This is a genomic window from Variovorax sp. 10N412, assembly GCF_056394985.1.
Genome location: NZ_JBFTIO010000001.1, coordinates 602,665 through 614,774, shown reverse-complemented (window position 1 = coordinate 614,774; position 12,110 = coordinate 602,665). Strand labels below are relative to the sequence as shown.

Sequence of the window (12,110 nt, the reverse complement as noted above, 5' to 3'; positions counted from 1 at the left end):
TCAGGCCCTCGCCTTTTCCGCCGCCTTGAGCGCACGCTTCAGGTCGTCGATCAGGTCGGCCGGGTCTTCCAGTCCGATCGACAGGCGAATGGTGCCCTGCGAGATGCCTGCGCCTGCCAGCGCTTCGTCGGTCATTCGGAAGTGCGTGGTGCTCGCCGGGTGGATCACCAGGCTGCGGCAGTCGCCCACGTTGGCCAGGTGGCTGAACAGCTTGAGCGCCTCGATGAAGGCCTTGCCCTGCGCGCGGCTGCCCTTGATGTCGAAGCTGAACACCGCGCCCGCACCGCGCGCGCCGTGGCGCAGCAGCTTCTGCGCGAGCGCATGGCTCGGATGCGATTCGATCAGCGGATGGCACACGCGCGACACGAACGGGTGGGTGGACAGGAACTCGACCACCTTCTGCGTGTTGTCGATGTGGCGCTCCATGCGCAGCGGCAGCGTCTCGATGCCCTGCAGGATCAGCCAGGCCGTGTGCGGGCTCATCGAGGCGCCGAAGTCGCGCAGGCCCTCGCGGCGCGCGCGCAGCAGGAAGGCACCGACCGTGCTTTCCTCGCTGAACACCATGTTGTGGAAGCCGTCGTAGGCCTGCGTGAGTTCGGCGAATTTGCCCGACTTTTCCCAGTCGAAGCTGCCGCCGTCGACCACCACGCCGCCGATCACGGTGCCGTGGCCCGACAGGAACTTGGTCGCCGAGTGGTAGACCAGGTCGGCGCCCCAGTCGAAGGGCTTGATCAGGTAGGGCGAGGTCAGGGTCGAATCGACCAGCAGCGGCACGCCGGCTTCGTGCGCGATGTCGCTCACCGCGGGGATGTCGAGCACATCGAGGCCGGGGTTGCCCACGGTCTCGCCGAAGAACAGCTTGGTCTCGGGGCGTACCGCCGCGCGCCAGCCGTCCAGGTCGCCAGGCTTCACGAAGGTCGTCTCGATACCGAAGCGGCGCATCGTGTAGTGCAACAGGTTCTGCGAGCCGCCGTACAGCGCCGTGCTGGCGACGATGTGCGAGCCCGCGCCCATCAGCGTGGCCACCGACAGGTGCAGCGCGGCCTGGCCGCTGGCCGTGGCGATGGCGCCGATGCCGCCTTCGAGCGCCGCCACGCGCTGTTCCAGCACCGCGTTGGTCGGGTTGCTGATGCGCGAGTACACATGGCCCGCGCGTTCCAGGTTGAACAGCGCGGCCGCGTGGTCGCTGGACTCGAAGACGAAGGAAGTGGTCAGGTGGATCGGCACCGCCCGCGCGCCGGTGGCGGGGTCGGGCGAGGCGCCGGCGTGCAGCGCGAGGGTGTCGAAACCGGGGTCGGAATATCCGGGCATGCAGGGCCTTTCTGTTGTCTCTGGGGTCGCTTGGCAAAGCCCCGTTACGTCTGCAATTCATGCGTGCGCGACAGGGGCGTGCAGGTCGGCGCCGATTGTGGGCTATATTCAAAAACGGCACGCCGCCGACCCAGCCCCAGAGATAGCCGAGATTGAGTCCCGAGAGGAGCACACGATGAAAGTCAGCGACATCCTTCGCGTGAAGGGCAATACGCTCTTCACCATCACACCAGACGACAAGCTGGCAGAAGCCGCCACCACCATGGCGGAAAAGGACATCGGTTCGCTGGTGGTCATGGAGCATGGCGACCTGGTCGGCATGCTCACCTTCCGGGAAGTGATCGTCGCCATCGTCAACAACGGCGGCCAGGTCGGCACCACGCTCGTGCGCAAGGCCATGGACGACGCCCCGGTCACCTGCACGCTGGAAACCGACCTCGACGAAATCCGCCGCATCATGCTGGAGCGCCACGCGCGCTACATGCCCGTGATGGACAAGCGCATGCTGATGGGCGTGATCAGCTTCTACGACGTGGCCAAGGCCGTGGTGGACAGCCAGAACTTCGAGAACAAGATGCTCAAGGCCTACATCCGCGACTGGCCTGCGGAAGACGAGAGCAAGACCGGTTGAGGCCGCTCACGCCGTTCGCGCCGGTCAGGCCGGTCTGCCGGCTCAGGGCAGCCGCGCGATCTGCGCGCGCAGCAGCGAATAAAAACCCTCGGTGTCGGCCTCGCTGATCCACAGCGTGTTGGGCGTGCGGCGGTTGTAGCCGCGAAAGTCGACCACCGTCGCCCCGGTGGTGAACTCCCCCTTGGTCTCCACGTCCACGCTCACCTTCGCGCCCTTGAACAGTTCGGGCGCGAGCAGATAGGCGATCACGCAGGGGTCGTAGATCGGCCCGACCGCCACGCCCCGGCGGCGCAGGCCGTACGCCATCATCGAGTCGAAGATGTCGGCCACCACCTTGCCGGCGTTTTTGCCCATGGTGCGAAAAGGCACGATGCGCTCCGGCGTCAGCAGCACGCGGCGAGCCGCGTCGTGCGACATGGCCGTCACCGGCACGCCGCTGCGGAACACGACAGCCGCAGCCTCGGGGTCGGCATACACGTTGAAGGTGGCGGCCGGCGTGATGTTGCCGCCCACGCCCCATGCGCCGTCCATCACCACGATCTCCGCGATGGCCGGCTTGATGTCCGGCGCCGCGTTGAGCGCGGCCGCGAAGTTGGTGAGCGGGCCCAGGCCCACGAGCGTGATGCTCCTGGGCGCCGCGCCGCGCAGCGTCTCGATCAGGTATTGAACCGCGTGCACGGGCATCAGCGGCCCGCGCGGCTCGTGCAGCGCGGGGCCTTCCATGCCGGTCTTGCCGTGCACGTCGTCCGCGAAGATGGGTTCGCGCACCAGCGGGCGCGGGTAGCCGGCGTACACCGGAATGTCGGGCCGGCCGGCCCAGTCGCGCACGATGCGCGCGTTCTTCTCGGTCACGGTGAGCGGCAGGTTGCCCACGCCCACGGTCAGCGCCAGGATGCCGAGCCGGTCGGTTGCCGCCATGGCCATCAGCAGCGCGACGGCGTCGTCCTGCCCCGGATCGGTGTCGATGATGACCTGTCGCTTGCCCTGCACGGGCGGCAGCTGCGTGGCCGGCGTGCCGGCGAGGGCCTGCGCCAGCGCGGCCGTGCCGGGGCTCTGCGCGAAGGCCAGGCCGCCCAGGCTGGCAGTGGACGCCGCCAGCAGGGCGCGGCGGGACAACATCGTCTTCGTCACGCGCTCACTCCTTGATGTTGGCGGTCTGAACGATCTTCTGGTTGCGGGCGTACTCGGCCTGCACGAACTTGCCGAACGATTCCGGCGTGCCGCTGCCCGGCAGCGCGCCTTGTTCCATCAGCTTGGAGCGCACGGCTTCTTCCTGCAGCACCGCGTTCAGCTCCTGGTTGATCTGCGCCACCACGGCCGGCGGCGTCTTCGCGGGCGCGAAGATGCCCGTCCAGCTCACCATGTCGAAGCCCTTCAGGCCGGGCATCTCGTCGAAGGTGGGCACGTTGGGCAACGCGGCCAGCCGCTTGCTGCTGGTGATGCCCAGCGCCTTCAGGCGCTTGCCGTTCACGTGCGGAATGGCGCTGGTGCTCACCAGCATCGCCAGGTCGACCTGGTCGCCGATCACGTCGGTGGCGATCTGCGCGCCGCCGCGGTAGGGCACGTGCGTCACGAAGATGCCGCTGCGCTCCTTGAGCAGTTCCATGGCCAGTTGCAGCACCGTGCCCACGCCGGAGGTGGCGTAGTTGTACTTGCCGGGCTTGGCTTTCGCGAGCTTCACGAAGTCGGTGAAGGTCTGCGCCTCCAGGCCGGGGCGCGCCACCAGCACCATCGGCGCGGTGTTGAGCAGGCCGACCGGCGCCAGGTCTTTGAGCGGGTCGAAGCGGAAGGCCGTCGGGTTGACCAGCTTGCCGATGGCGATGGCGCTGTCGGGCCCGACCACCAGCGTGTAGCCGTCGGGCGATGCGTTCACCGCCTTGGCCACGCCGATGGCGCCACCCGCGCCGCTCACGTTCTCGATCACCACCGACTGCTTGAGCCGCTCGCCGAGCCGCTGCGCCACGAGGCGGGCGTTGACGTCCACGCTGCCGCCGGCCGTGTAGGGAACGATCAGCGTGATGGGCTTGGCGGCGGGCCACGCCTGCGCGAAGGCCACGGCGGGAAGCAAAGCGCAGAGCGAGGCGGCGAGGAGCAGGCGTCGAGGGGTGTTCATGGCGGGAGTCATCCGAGGGTGGGAGGGGCAGAAGGAACGGGTTCGGTGTCCAGGCGCGCGCGCAGCGAATCGAAGGCCTCGCCCCACTGCGTGCGCCATTCGCGGCGCTGGGTGTCGTCGATCCAGGCGCCGTCCAGGCCGTTGTGCATGAAGCCGCGCAGCTCGTCCAGGCCGAAGCCGAAGTCGCGCACCATCATCAGCCAGGCCTGCGTGGGCGTCACCTTGTGCAGCGTCGGGTCGTCGGTGTTGGGGTGGATGCGCAGGCCCAGGCCGGGCATGCGGCGGATCGGATGGTCCAGCGCCCAGCGCTCCGGCGGCAGCGTACGCAGGTAGTACGAGTTGGTGGGCACCACGGTGAAGAGCACGCCACGCTCGGCGCACTGGCGCGCGAAGTCGGGCTGGTCGACCACCGTGTAGCCGTGGTCGATGCGATCGACCTGCAGCACGTCGAGCGCGGTGCGCACGTTGGTCCACGGCATGCCGAACTCGCCGGCATGCGCGGTGGTCTTCAGGCCGGCCTTCTTCGCGTTCGCGTAGGCCTGCGTGAAGAGTTCGGGCGGGCGGTCGTTCTCGCGGTAGTCGATGCCGATGCCGATGACCTCGTCGCAGCGGTGCGCCTTGACCCACTCCACCATCTCCACGGCCGCCTCGGGGCTGGCTTCGCGGTCGATGGCGGCGATGAGGCGCCCGGCGATGCCGAACTCCTGCTGCGCGTCGTGGATCGCGCGCACGATCGCGCCTTGCGCCATGGCGTAGGGAATGCCCGAGCCGTGCACCGTGCCGGTCGGGTTCCAGAAGAACTCGGCGTAGCGCACGTTGTGCGAGGCCGCGTCCTGCAGGTACTCGAGCGTGAGCTGGTACAGGTCGCCGGCGCTGCGCACCAGCTGGGCGTCGAGCGCGCGCAGCACGCGCAGCACGCCGACCGGCTTCTCGCCGCGCGTGTAGAAGCCCTCGATCTCGTCGGCCGCGAGCGGCGCGCCGGCGCGCAGGTTGAGCTGCTTGAAGGTCTCGTGGCGCACCGTGCCGAACAGGTGGCAGTGCAGCTCGACCTTCGGGATCGCGCGCAGGAACGGTTCCAGCGTGAAAAGTGCAGGCGTGGGGCTGGTCATGCGGGCCAGTCTAGTAACGGCGACCTCATAAGGAAAATTTTGAATTTCTATAATTTGATTCACTGAATCAATAACCGAAGCAACCGGGAGTGCCCATGGCCGCCTTGCCCTTGCCGTTGCCCCTGCGTGCACTCACCCTGCGCCAGCTGCAGTTCTTCTCGGTCCTGGTGGAAGAAGGCCAGTTCGGCCGCGCGGCCAGGCGGCTGGCCATCACGCAACCCGCGCTGAGCAACGCCATCAAGCAGATGGAAAAGCTGCTCGGCGCCGAGTTGCTCACGCGTTCCACCCACCGCCTGGAGCTCACGCCCGTGGGCGCCGAGGTGCTGGCGCGCACCGACTTCCTGGTCAACACCTTCGAGGTGGCGCTGCGCGACATCGAGAGCACGGTGCAGCGGGGCAGGGCGTTCGTGCGCATCGGCGTGATTCCCTCTGCCAGCGCGCGCGTGACGGCCGCGGCCGGCGAGTTCCTCAAGAGCGGCCAACGCGAGGTGGAGCTGGCCTGGCGCGACGCCCCGTCGAACACGCTGCTGGCCGAACTGCGCAGCGGTCAGATCGACATGGCGGTGGCCGCCATCACCGAGCCGCCGGGCGGGCTGACCTGCATCGACCTGTTCCGCGACCCGCTGGTGCTGGTGGTGCGGCGCGACCACGCACTGGCGGCGGCCGGCGACGCGAACTGGGAGGCCATTGGCAAGGAGCGGCTGGTGCTGTTCGAAAGCGGCAGCATGCCGGCGCTGGGCAATCCGGCGCGCGCGCAGTTCGCACAGGGCGCGGAGCCGTACCGCGTGAGCTATTCCGAAACGCTCTACGCGCTGGTGCGCAGCGGCCAGGCGCTGGGCCTGATGCCGCGCCTGTACACCTCTTCGCTGCGCGACCCCGAGCTGGCGGTGGTGCCGCTGCTGAAGCCGCGCGTCGAGCGCCGCGTGGTGCTGGCCTACCTGCCGGGGCCGATGCGCAACGTGGTGGCGCAGGAGCTGATCGCGTTCCTGCGCGAGCGGCTGCCGCAGGCCGGAGAGCTGAGCTTGCGCCGCATGACCAAGGGCACGCGGGCGCGGCGCTAGGCCGTCAGGTCATCTGCGCGTCGCGCCTGAAGCGCGCCAGCGTCCACCCGTCGCCGAGCAGGAACATGCGCGTGTGCAGTTCGGCCAGCGTGGAGGCCGGGATCTCGCGGCCAAGATAGCTCAGCTGCTTTCGGCGCAGATCGGCAAAGCCCGCTTCGTAGTGGCGCGACAGGCTTTGCCACAGCGCATGGGCGCCTGGCGACTGCCGCGCGCCGCTCATCAGGCAAATGCCCTGGTCCAGCGCCCAGCGGTAGACGGACGACGCCAGCCCGCGCCGCTGGTACGCGGGGTCGTACTGCGAATGCGGCGCGCGGATGTGGCGGTCGGCCCTGCGGTCCAGCTCGATCAGCCGGTTGAACACCGTGTAGCCGACCAGGCGTTCGTGGCGCACGTCTTCGATGTAGACGTAGAACTCGCCGTCGGCCTCGCGAAAGCGGGCGCGCAGGGCGGGATCGTCGAGCGTGAGGTGCGGCATGTCCTGCAACCGGTCGCCCAGCGCGCGCATGCGCTCGTGGAGCGGGCCGAGCGCGTCGGCGGGCCTTGCCTGGCGGGCATCGACGTCGACGCGCAGTTCGGCCGGCCTGCGCAGCCAGGTCGGCAGCATCGGAAAAATGAAGGGCAGGGCCGGTGCGGGTGCGGGTGCCATGCCGTGCCTCACCGTGCCGGCGCCGTCGCGTGGCGCCCCTGCCATTCGGCCAGCGCACCGTGCGGCACCACGAGCACGTCGCCCGTGGACCACCTCAGCACGCGCAGCGCCACGCTGCCGAACAGGAAGTCCATCGCCGCGCTGCGCCTGCGCTTGCCGACCACCAGCAGGTCGGCGTTCGTGTACTGCTGCTGCACCGCCGCCTGCCGCGCGGGGTCGCCCCGCCCGATCGACGACACCACGCGGTTGCGGCGCGCGCTCGACGCGTCGGACAGCCACAGCATCCGCTCGCGCGCATGGCGCGCGCAGGCATGGCGGTAGGCGTCGATGACGTGCGCCGACACGTCCGCGTAGCGCAGCTTGCCCTCGTGCATGGCGGTGAAGGCGTGGAACAGCTCGATCTCGGCGGCGCTGTCGAAGGCGCAGGCCAGGTCGACCAGCGGGCGCGATTCGTCCATGAGGTCGACGGCGACGAGGACGCGGCCGTAGCCGCCTGCGCGCGGGTCGAGCCGCGTCACCAGCACGGGGCGCTGCGCGGCGCGCAGCAACTGCTCCGCGGGCTGGCCGTGGAAGAAGGCCGCGACCGAGCGGTCGGGCTCGTCGCCGATCACCACGAGGTCGCACCACTGCGCCTCGCGTGCAGCGCTGTCCAGGCGGCCGCTCGCGTCGTCGACTTTCTTCACCAGGACGGCGAAGCGCTCGGCGACCTCCAGGCAGACCGCGCCCAGGTCTTGCGCCGCGTCGGCCTGGGCCGGTCCGCAGAACGCCGCGGGCGCGTACATGATCTTCAGCAGCGCGCCATGCGCCGCCGCGATGGAGGCCGCGCGCACGACCGTGCGCAGGCCGTGGGCCGACAGGTCCGTCACCGCCAGGATGGATTGGATGTTCATCAGTGTTCTTTCCGCATGACGAGGCCGGCCGCGGCCACGCCCGCGGTGAGGCGGGCGGGCGGCGACAGGCGGGGGAATCAGCTGGGAAAGCGCGGCGTGCCCGGGGCGGGCGCGCTACCGCGCGGGCTGGGCCCGGCGGTCGATGGTGGGTGCTGAAGAAAGGGGGAGGCTGACCGCCGGGCTCAGAGATCTGCGAGGGTCTGGTGCGACCCGGCAGTCATCCGCGCAGTGACGACTGCGCGCGATGTGTTGCGAAAGAGAGCCTGGCGTTGCATGGGGCCCCGAGTGTAGGAAGCCCCACGCGCAAGGGCAAACAAAGGCCTCACGCCCTTTGCCGGATTGAAGGCCGAGGGGCTCGGCGCGTCAGCCGTTCAGCTCGGCGGCGGCGTGGATGGTTTCGCGCACCCGCGGGTAGATCTGCAGGTTCCACTTGCTGCCGCTGAACACGCCGTAGTGGCCCACGCCGGCCTGCAGGTGGTGTGTCTTCAGGTAGGGCCGGATGCCGGTGCACAGGTCTTGCGCCGCCACCGTCTGGCCCACGGCGCAGATGTCGTCGCGCTCGCCTTCCACCGTCAGCAGCGCGGTGCGGCGGATGGCGGCCGGGTTGACGGTGCGCTCGCCCACGGTGAGCACGCCGCGCGGCAGGTCGTAGGTCTGGAACACCCGCTCCACCGTCTCCAGGTAGAACTCGGCCGGCAGGTCGTTCACCGCCAGGTACTCGTCGTAGAAGCTGCCGATGGTGCGGGCCTTTTCCAGGTCGCCCTCGATCAGGTGCGTGACCATGTCCTGGAACTGCTTCTTGTGCCGCTCGGGGTTCATGCTCATGAACGCCGACAGCTGCAGGAAGCCCGGATACACGCGCCGCATCACACCCTTGTGCGGCCACGGCACATGGCTGATGAGGTTGCGGCGGAACCATTCGATGGGCTTGCTGGTGGCCAGCACGTTCACGCCGGTCGGGTTGATGCGGCAATCGACCGGGCCGGCCATCAGCGTCAGGCTGCGCGGCGTGGCCGGGTTGTCGTCTTCGGCCATGAGCGCGGTGGCGGCCAGCGCGGCCACGCAGGGCTGGCAGACCGCCACCATGTGCCCGCCCGGGCCGATGGCCTCCAGAAACTTGATGAGCTGCAGCGTGTAGTCGTCCAGGCTGAAGCCGCCATGCCACAGCGGCACGTCGCGCGCGTTGTGCCAGTCGGTCAGGTACACATCGTGGTCGCGCAGCAAGGTGCGCACGGTTTCGCGCAGCAGCGTGGCGAAATGGCCCGACAGTGGTGCAACCAGCAGCACGGGCGGGTGCACCGCTTTGATGTCCTTCCTGAAATGCAGCAGCGTGCCGAAGGGCGAAACGAGCGCCGTCTCCTCGTGCACGGCCACGTCGACGCCGTCGACCGGCACGCTGTCGATGCCGTAGGGCGGCCGCGTGTGCGTGAGCCGCATGCGCGAGAACACCTCGAACTGGGCGGCCATGCGCCGCACCGGGGTGTGCTCCGTGCCGTCCTGCCAGAGGGCCTTGCCCAGGAATTGCGCCGCCAGGCGTGCCGGTGAAAGCAGGTCGGCTTGGTTCTGGTAGGCCCGGTACAGCATGAACCCGGTGCAGGCAAGTTGCGGGCCAACCGCATGGCATGGCGCTTGCACGCAGTGCAGCAACGTCCAAGGAGCTTCCCGATGGCCAAACCCGTTCTCACCATCAGCAGCAAGAACTACGGCGCATGGTCGCTGCGCGGCTGGCTGATGTGCAGGCTGGCCGGCCTGGACTTCAGCGAGAAGGTCATTCCGCCCGACGATCCGGCCATGAAGGCCGAGATGCTGCTGCTGTCTTCTTCCATGCTGGTGCCTTCCTTGCAGCACGGCAGCGTGAAGGTGTGGGACACGCTGGCCATCGGCGAGTACCTGAACGAGATCAAGCCCAAGGCCGGGCTGCTGCCGGACGACGTGGCCGCGCGCGCCCACTGCCGCGCCATTTGCGGGGAAATGCACTCCGGCTTCGGCTCGATGCGCGGCGCGCTGCCGATGAACATCAAGGCCCATTTCAAGAGCTTCAAGGTGTGGTCGCGCGCGCAGGCCGACATCGACCGCATCGTCGCCATCTGGCGCGAATGCCTGAAGGCCCATGGCGGGCCCTTCCTGTTCGGCAAGCAGCCGGGCATGGCCGACGCGATGTACGCGCCGGTGGTCACGCGCTTTTTGAGCTACGACGTGGCGCTCGACAGCACCTGCGCGGCCTACTGCAAGCGCGTGATGGAGCTGCCGGCCATGAAGGAATGGGTGGCCGAGGCCAAGAAGGAGCCCGACGAGATCGACGAGCTCGACGCCGAGTTCTAGTGCCTGAACATCCGCAGGTCGAGCGCGCTTTCCTCGCCCAGCCACATGGCGTGCGCCGTGTGGTCGGCAAAGTCGTCGCCCGTCACGCCGTGCACGAACACGTCGAGCCCGTCGCGGTGGGCGTCGAGCCAGCCGATCACCTGGTCGAACTCGGCCGCGTCGAAGGCGAGCTGGCAGCTCCAGTGCGGATGCGGCCCCACCAGCCGCTCGTGCACGCGGCCGACCACCACCATCAGTTCATGGCCCGCGCGCTCGACCAGGGCGCGGGCCTGCGCCAGCGTGGCGGGCGCGAAATAGACGTGGGCGTGGTACTGGGCGTAGAGGTTTTCGGGGCGGCGCGGCATGGTGCGCTCATTGTGGCCCCAAGCGCGGAGCCAGGTGAAAACGCCCGCTGTAGCGGAACACGTCGCCGAACCAGCGGTGGCGCAGCCGCATCTTCATGGTGAAGTGCTCGGCGCTGTGCGGGTCGGGGCGCTCCTCGACGTAGGCGGTGCCGAGGCACAGGCCCAGCGGCAGCGGGATGCGCAGGCCCCCGATGCGCCAGACGTAGCCCAGGTCGCGGAACACCACCGCGCCTTCTTCCGCACTCACCGCCAGGCGCATGCCGATGCCGAAACGCACGTACTCGATCACCTCGCTGCCGCCGCCCGCGTCGTGTTCCATGTGCGAGCGGAAGTGAAAGGGCCGCTTGCCGGGAAAGTGGAAGACGCGGTTCCAGTACAGCTTGGCGTTGTCGGGGTGGCAGTGGTAGTGCACCTCGATCGGCACATCGGTGCCCTCGTGCGGCACCAGCGCGCCGAAGAGCCGGCCGAAGGGCATCAGCAGCGCGGCCCAGGGCGCGTGCCAGACCTCGCTCATGACGCCGCGCACGCACACATGGTCGTCGGAGAACGGCGCCATCGTGTAGTGCCGCCTGACGACGTCGCCCAGCCGCTCCCACGCGGGGCCCAGCACCTGCTGGAACACGGGCTGCATCATCCGGCCGCCACGGCAGCGGCTTCGCTGCGTGCCTTGTAGAAGCGCAGGATGTTCTCCGAGCCGTTGCCCAGCAGGGCCTGCAGCACGCGGTCCGCATACCAGTTGAAGCGCGTGCTCAGCCGCCACGACACGTCGATGCGCAGCTCGGTGCCGCCCGCGCGCGGGGTCAGCGTGTAGCTGGTGTCGCGCAGGTCGAAGTACTGGCCGCCGATCATCACGTGGTCGTCCAATGCGCCGGCGGGGAAGGACTCGGGCGTGAAGCGGTAGCGCCACTTCAGCAGGCGCCCGGGCTGCCACTCGGTGATGACTTCTTCGAAGTGCACGTTCTTCTGCCACTGCACCTGGCGAACGCGGCCCTCGGGCGTCTCGACGGTCACGCCCGACATCGGCATCGGCACGCCGATGCGGAAGGCCCACGCGTCGCCGACCTCGCCGGGACGGATGTCGCGCGCCTCGTTGAGCGCGTGCCACACGCGCTCGGCCGGCGCCGCAATGAAGAGCGTGCGCGAGGTATGGGAAAACTGGTCGGGGTTGGGCAGCTGGGGCTCGATGCCGCCGAGCAGCAAAGGCAGCAGCGCAAAGCCGTACAGGGCAGGCTTGGGCCAGTTGGTGATGCGGCACACGATGCCCATCGCCAGCCCGCCGACGCTGCCCATCACCGCGAACAGCGGCACGATGACGATGGCGCAGATGATTCCTTCGATGAACACGGCCAGCGTGCCGGTGACGAACAGCGCCGTGGCCACCCACGGCGCCCAGAGGTAGTAGCCCCAGCTGCGCCGCTCGATGCGCTCGGCCATGTACACCGTGACCGCGCCGCACACCGCGGGCACGAAGTACACGAAGGCGCCGAGCATCGGCGAGAAGCGGTGGCCCGGCCCGCCGCTGAAGACGATGCGCAGCACCAGCGCGACGAGCGCGCCCGCCAGCATCGGCCAGAACCATGCGAAGGGCATGCGGCGCCGGGGCGCGTTTTGCATGTCGTTCGCCGTTTGCTCGACGGGCGCCAGCCCCGAGAACCTGCTTTCTTCCGGTGTGTCGTTGCGCAT

At 69.0% G+C, this 12,110-nt stretch carries 13 protein-coding genes; 3 read left to right on the top strand and 10 right to left on the bottom strand.

Annotated features, from left to right (window positions below):
• The gene (locus tag AC1DJH_RS03140) at positions 1 to 1,311 is read right to left on the bottom strand and encodes an O-acetylhomoserine aminocarboxypropyltransferase (protein ID WP_478184680.1); all 1,311 of its coding nucleotides are present in this window, start codon (positions 1,309 to 1,311) and stop codon (positions 1 to 3) included.
• A gap of 175 nt (positions 1,312 to 1,486) precedes the next feature.
• Between AC1DJH_RS03140 and AC1DJH_RS03135 the strand changes: the two genes are divergently transcribed.
• Positions 1,487 to 1,942: a CBS domain-containing protein gene (locus AC1DJH_RS03135; RefSeq protein ID WP_435435493.1), complete on the top strand. Its 456-nt coding sequence runs from the start codon at positions 1,487 to 1,489 to the stop codon at positions 1,940 to 1,942.
• A gap of 42 nt (positions 1,943 to 1,984) precedes the next feature.
• Here AC1DJH_RS03135 and AC1DJH_RS03130 read toward each other — a convergent pair whose 3' ends face one another.
• The 3 genes from AC1DJH_RS03130 to AC1DJH_RS03120 are packed head-to-tail and all read right to left on the bottom strand — an operon-like array spanning position 1,985 to position 5,164.
• Positions 1,985 to 3,073, bottom strand: coding sequence for a nucleoside hydrolase (locus tag AC1DJH_RS03130; RefSeq protein WP_478184679.1), 1,089 nt, complete (start codon positions 3,071 to 3,073; stop codon positions 1,985 to 1,987).
• Positions 3,074 to 3,077: 4 nt separating this feature from the next.
• Positions 3,078 to 4,055 carry a Bug family tripartite tricarboxylate transporter substrate binding protein gene (locus tag AC1DJH_RS03125; RefSeq protein ID WP_478184678.1) on the bottom strand — a complete coding sequence of 326 codons (978 nt, stop codon included), beginning with the start codon at positions 4,053 to 4,055 and terminating at the stop codon, positions 3,078 to 3,080.
• An 8-nt stretch (positions 4,056 to 4,063) separates the two neighbouring features.
• Positions 4,064 to 5,164 (bottom strand): adenosine deaminase family protein, encoded by a 1,101-nt coding sequence (locus tag AC1DJH_RS03120; RefSeq protein WP_478184677.1) that lies wholly within the window; start codon positions 5,162 to 5,164, stop codon positions 4,064 to 4,066.
• Positions 5,165 to 5,259: 95 nt separating this feature from the next.
• Here AC1DJH_RS03120 and AC1DJH_RS03115 point away from each other — a divergent pair, with 95 nt between their 5' ends.
• Complete coding sequence (locus tag AC1DJH_RS03115) at positions 5,260 to 6,225, top strand: LysR family transcriptional regulator (RefSeq protein WP_472117725.1); 966 nt, start codon at positions 5,260 to 5,262, stop codon at positions 6,223 to 6,225.
• A gap of 4 nt (positions 6,226 to 6,229) precedes the next feature.
• On the opposite strand, the gene AC1DJH_RS03110 is transcribed toward AC1DJH_RS03115, so the two are convergent.
• From AC1DJH_RS03110 to AC1DJH_RS03100, 3 genes are all read right to left on the bottom strand, one after another.
• The gene (locus tag AC1DJH_RS03110) at positions 6,230 to 6,871 is read right to left on the bottom strand and encodes an N-acetyltransferase (RefSeq protein ID WP_478184676.1); all 642 of its coding nucleotides are present in this window, start codon (positions 6,869 to 6,871) and stop codon (positions 6,230 to 6,232) included.
• A gap of 8 nt (positions 6,872 to 6,879) precedes the next feature.
• Positions 6,880 to 7,761: a universal stress protein gene (locus tag AC1DJH_RS03105; protein ID WP_478184675.1), complete on the bottom strand. Its 882-nt coding sequence runs from the start codon at positions 7,759 to 7,761 to the stop codon at positions 6,880 to 6,882.
• A gap of 363 nt (positions 7,762 to 8,124) precedes the next feature.
• Complete coding sequence (locus tag AC1DJH_RS03100; RefSeq protein ID WP_478184674.1) at positions 8,125 to 9,345, bottom strand: polyhydroxyalkanoate depolymerase; 1,221 nt, start codon at positions 9,343 to 9,345, stop codon at positions 8,125 to 8,127.
• An 81-nt stretch (positions 9,346 to 9,426) separates the two neighbouring features.
• On the opposite strand from AC1DJH_RS03100, the gene AC1DJH_RS03095 reads away from it, so the two are divergent.
• On the top strand, positions 9,427 to 10,083 hold the full coding sequence (locus AC1DJH_RS03095; protein ID WP_478184673.1) for a glutathione S-transferase: 657 nt from the start codon (positions 9,427 to 9,429) through the stop codon (positions 10,081 to 10,083).
• On the opposite strand, the gene AC1DJH_RS03090 is transcribed toward AC1DJH_RS03095, so the two are convergent.
• From AC1DJH_RS03090 to AC1DJH_RS03080, 3 genes are read right to left on the bottom strand one after another with little or no spacing between them, the layout of a single operon-like run.
• Positions 10,080 to 10,427 (bottom strand): DOPA 4,5-dioxygenase family protein, encoded by a 348-nt coding sequence (locus AC1DJH_RS03090; RefSeq protein ID WP_435483289.1) that lies wholly within the window; start codon positions 10,425 to 10,427, stop codon positions 10,080 to 10,082. The two genes, AC1DJH_RS03095 and AC1DJH_RS03090, sit on opposite strands and share 4 nt — an antisense overlap.
• Before the next feature lie 7 nt (positions 10,428 to 10,434).
• Positions 10,435 to 11,061: a DUF4166 domain-containing protein gene (locus tag AC1DJH_RS03085; protein WP_478184672.1), complete on the bottom strand. Its 627-nt coding sequence runs from the start codon at positions 11,059 to 11,061 to the stop codon at positions 10,435 to 10,437.
• Positions 11,058 to 12,110, bottom strand: a complete 1,053-nt coding sequence (locus AC1DJH_RS03080) for an SRPBCC family protein (RefSeq protein WP_478184671.1) — start codon at positions 12,108 to 12,110, stop codon at positions 11,058 to 11,060. Before AC1DJH_RS03080 ends, AC1DJH_RS03085 begins: the two co-directional genes overlap by 4 nt.

Coding starts and splice junctions, on each gene's coding strand:
- AC1DJH_RS03140 (WP_478184680.1), bottom strand. CDS start 1,311: ATGCCCGGATATTCCGACCCCGGTTTCGACACCCTCGCGCTGCACGCC.
- AC1DJH_RS03135 (WP_435435493.1), top strand. CDS start 1,487: ATGAAAGTCAGCGACATCCTTCGCGTGAAGGGCAATACGCTCTTCACC.
- AC1DJH_RS03125 (WP_478184678.1), bottom strand. CDS start 4,055: ATGAACACCCCTCGACGCCTGCTCCTCGCCGCCTCGCTCTGCGCTTTG.
- AC1DJH_RS03120 (WP_478184677.1), bottom strand. CDS start 5,164: ATGACCAGCCCCACGCCTGCACTTTTCACGCTGGAACCGTTCCTGCGC.
- AC1DJH_RS03115 (WP_472117725.1), top strand. CDS start 5,260: ATGGCCGCCTTGCCCTTGCCGTTGCCCCTGCGTGCACTCACCCTGCGC.
- AC1DJH_RS03110 (WP_478184676.1), bottom strand. CDS start 6,871: ATGGCACCCGCACCCGCACCGGCCCTGCCCTTCATTTTTCCGATGCTG.
- AC1DJH_RS03105 (WP_478184675.1), bottom strand. CDS start 7,761: ATGAACATCCAATCCATCCTGGCGGTGACGGACCTGTCGGCCCACGGC.
- AC1DJH_RS03100 (WP_478184674.1), bottom strand. CDS start 9,345: ATGCTGTACCGGGCCTACCAGAACCAAGCCGACCTGCTTTCACCGGCA.
- AC1DJH_RS03095 (WP_478184673.1), top strand. CDS start 9,427: ATGGCCAAACCCGTTCTCACCATCAGCAGCAAGAACTACGGCGCATGG.
- AC1DJH_RS03090 (WP_435483289.1), bottom strand. CDS start 10,427: ATGCCGCGCCGCCCCGAAAACCTCTACGCCCAGTACCACGCCCACGTC.
- AC1DJH_RS03085 (WP_478184672.1), bottom strand. CDS start 11,061: ATGATGCAGCCCGTGTTCCAGCAGGTGCTGGGCCCCGCGTGGGAGCGG.
- AC1DJH_RS03080 (WP_478184671.1), bottom strand. CDS start 12,110: ATGCGCAACGACACACCGGAAGAAAGCAGGTTCTCGGGGCTGGCGCCC.